At 50.4% G+C, this 1,496-nt stretch carries 16 tRNA genes; all 16 read left to right on the forward strand.

Annotated features, from left to right (window positions below):
* Positions 1–24: 24 nt before the first annotated feature.
* Positions 25–108, forward strand: a tRNA-Leu gene (locus ACK2WN_RS12045).
* A gap of 33 nt (positions 109–141) precedes the next feature.
* A tRNA-Gly gene (locus tag ACK2WN_RS12050) sits at positions 142–216 on the forward strand.
* Positions 217–233: 17 nt separating this feature from the next.
* Positions 234–310, forward strand: a tRNA-Arg gene (locus tag ACK2WN_RS12055).
* A gap of 3 nt (positions 311–313) precedes the next feature.
* Positions 314–389 (forward strand) — tRNA-Gln (locus ACK2WN_RS12060).
* Between the two features lie 36 nt (positions 390–425).
* Positions 426–498, forward strand: a tRNA-Lys gene (locus ACK2WN_RS12065).
* Positions 499–511: 13 nt separating this feature from the next.
* Positions 512–600: transfer RNA gene (locus tag ACK2WN_RS12070), tRNA-Ser, on the forward strand.
* Positions 601–604: 4 nt separating this feature from the next.
* Positions 605–680, forward strand: a tRNA-Phe gene (locus ACK2WN_RS12075).
* A 7-nt stretch (positions 681–687) separates the two neighbouring features.
* Positions 688–764: transfer RNA gene (locus tag ACK2WN_RS12080), tRNA-Met, on the forward strand.
* Positions 765–773: 9 nt separating this feature from the next.
* Positions 774–850: transfer RNA gene (locus tag ACK2WN_RS12085), tRNA-Ile, on the forward strand.
* Positions 851–865: 15 nt separating this feature from the next.
* A tRNA-Pro gene (locus ACK2WN_RS12090) sits at positions 866–942 on the forward strand.
* 6 nt (positions 943–948) lie between these two features.
* A tRNA-His gene (locus ACK2WN_RS12095) sits at positions 949–1,025 on the forward strand.
* A gap of 9 nt (positions 1,026–1,034) precedes the next feature.
* A tRNA-Lys gene (locus ACK2WN_RS12100) sits at positions 1,035–1,107 on the forward strand.
* A gap of 6 nt (positions 1,108–1,113) precedes the next feature.
* Positions 1,114–1,187 (forward strand) — tRNA-Cys (locus tag ACK2WN_RS12105).
* Between the two features lie 16 nt (positions 1,188–1,203).
* Positions 1,204–1,290, forward strand: a tRNA-Leu gene (locus ACK2WN_RS12110).
* Between the two features lie 12 nt (positions 1,291–1,302).
* Positions 1,303–1,378, forward strand: a tRNA-Met gene (locus ACK2WN_RS12115).
* A 9-nt stretch (positions 1,379–1,387) separates the two neighbouring features.
* Positions 1,388–1,462, forward strand: a tRNA-Glu gene (locus ACK2WN_RS12120).
* Positions 1,463–1,496: the final 34 nt, after the last annotated feature.

Consider the following 1,496-nt stretch of genomic DNA (forward strand, 5'->3'; position numbering starts at 1 on the left):
ATCCTCCACCAAAATAAAATATACGCGGATGTGGCGGAATTGGCAGACGCACTAGACTTAGGATCTAGCGCCTACGGCGTGGGGGTTCGACTCCCTTCATCCGCACCATATAAAGTGCATATTAAAAATAAAATATAATTTGCGGGAATAGTTCAGCGGTAGAGCGCGACCTTGCCAAGGTCGAAGTCGCGAGTTCGAATCTCGTTTCCCGCTCCAAGAACATTTGTTGATGTGGGTGCATAGCTCAGCTGGATAGAGCAACGCCCTTCTAAGGCGTGTGTCGAAGGTTCGAATCCTTCTGCGCTCACCATGTTGGGGATTCGCCAAGTCGGTAAGGCATAGCACTTTGACTGCTACATTCGTAGGTTCGAGTCCTGCATCCCCAGCCAATAGAATGTTATTAAGAAATAAAGAATGATTAATCTGGTTCATTAGCTCAGTTGGTAGAGCACCTGACTCTTAATCAGGGAGTCCTGGGTTCGAGTCCCAGATGAATCACTTTTATAAATATGGAGAGGTGTCCGAGTGGTTTAAGGAGCTGGTCTTGAAAACCAGTGATGCTTAACGGCACCGTGGGTTCGAATCCCACCCTCTCCGCCAAAATGCCCAGATAGCTCAGTCGGTAGAGCAGGGGACTGAAAATCCCCGTGTCGGTGGTTCGATTCCGCCTCTGGGCACCATAAGTGTGGCGGTATAGCTTAGTTGGCTAGAGCGTTCGGTTCATACCCGAAAGGTCACAGGTTCGACTCCTGTTACCGCTACCAAAATAATGAGGACCATTAGCTCAGTTGGTTAGAGCGCCCGGCTCATAACCGGTAGGTCTGGGGTTCGAGTCCCTGATGGTCCACCAAATGAATATTTTTATCGAGGTGTAGCGCAGTTTGGTAGCGCACGTGGTTTGGGACCATGGGGCCGGGGGTTCGAGTCCCTTCACCTCGACCATTTGTGGTGGATGTAGCCCAGTTGGTTAGAGCGCCAGATTGTGGCTCTGGAGGCCGTGAGTTCGAATCTCATCATCCACCCCAAATTAATATGGTCTATTAGCTCAGTCGGTAGAGCACTTGACTTTTAATCAAGGTGTCCCGCGTTCGAATCGCGGATAGATCACTTTTCGGCGACATAGCCAAGCGGTAAGGCAATGGACTGCAACTCCTTGATCTCCAGTTCGAATCTGGATGTCGCCTCCAACTAAAAATGATTTAAGCCGAAGTGGCGGAACTGGCAGACGCACAGGACTTAAAATCCTGCGGGACTTATCCTCCCGTACCGGTTCGATTCCGGTCTTCGGCACTTATACAATATCGCGGGGTGGAGCAGTTGGCAGCTCGTCGGGCTCATAACCCGAAGGTCGTAGGTTCAAGTCCTACCTCCGCAACCAAAAAAATATGGCCCGTTGGTCAAGCGGTTAAGACACCACCCTTTCACGGTGGTAACAGGAGTTCGATTCTCCTACGGGTCACCAACTCAATATGCGGGTGTAGCTCAATGGTAGAGTT

Origin of the sequence: Peptacetobacter sp. AB800 (assembly GCF_047807365.1) — a bacterium.
In the GTDB taxonomy this organism is placed as follows: domain Bacteria; phylum Bacillota; class Clostridia; order Peptostreptococcales; family Peptostreptococcaceae; genus Peptacetobacter.